General features: G+C 62.2%; 1 protein-coding gene. It reads left to right on the forward strand.

Going from position 1 to position 984, the window contains the following annotated elements; all coding sequences use genetic code 11:
• Positions 1-238: 238 nt before the first annotated feature.
• The coding region (gene istA, locus AWB68_RS45365; protein WP_125483321.1) for an IS21 family transposase at positions 239-984 on the forward strand (746 nt) is incomplete at its 3' end.

Here is a 984-nt window from a genome sequence, read left to right on the forward strand (position 1 = left end):
TGCGTATTCCGGGCGAGCGTGACCAGTAATTCCGGATTATCGTGACCGGTGATTCCGGCATCGTGACCAGCATTTCCGGCTGATCGTGACCGGTCTTTCCGGTGATCGTGACCGGCCCATTGACGAGTCATGCGTCGCCGGTTTCGCGGTGTCTGTCTGGCGATGATCGGCGTAGAGATGTTGCGTATTGTTCAACCCCGGTTGTGGATAACCTTCCCCGTTTTTACACGGAGAAGCAATGCCCACACCCCCAATGACGATACGCATGATCAAAGACGTGTTACGACTCAAGCACGAGTCCCAGTTCTCTCACGCCCGCATCGCGGCAACGCTGCAGATTTCCAAAGGGGTCGTCTCCAAGTACGTGTCGCTCGCCGCGGATGCCGGGCTGACATGGGACGAGCTACGTGAACTCGACGAAGTAGCCATTGCAGCACGTTTGCTGCCGGGCTCGCGCAGCAGCGCCTATGTGCCGCCGGACTATGCGCGCATACACCAGGAGCTGCGCCGCAAGGGCGTCACACTGACGTTGCTGTGGCAGGAATATGTCGACGCCCACCCCGGCGGCAAGACCTACCGGCACACGCAATTCTGCGAGCACTACCACACCTGGGCGAAGAGCCTGAAGCGCTCGATGCGCCAGGTCCACAAGGCCGGCGAGAAGCTGTTTGTCGACTACGCTGGCCCGACCATCGCGGTGGCCGATGGCACGCGCGCCCATGTGTTCGTCGCCGCACTGGGTGCTTCAAGCTACACCTTCGCTTGCGCCACGCCGCGCGAGACGATGGCTGACTGGATCGGCTCGATGGTGCGCGCACTGAGTTTCATTGGCGGGGCCCCCGAACTGGTCGTTCCAGATAATCCGCGGGCTCTGATTGCCAATGCCGACCGTTATGAGCCGCGCGCCAACGACACCGTGCTCGACTTCGCGCGGCATTACGGCACCTCGGTGCTCCCGGCCCGCGCACGGCGGCCGCAGGACAA

The organism is Caballeronia choica, assembly GCF_001544535.1.
Lineage (GTDB): Bacteria > Pseudomonadota > Gammaproteobacteria > Burkholderiales > Burkholderiaceae > Caballeronia > Caballeronia choica.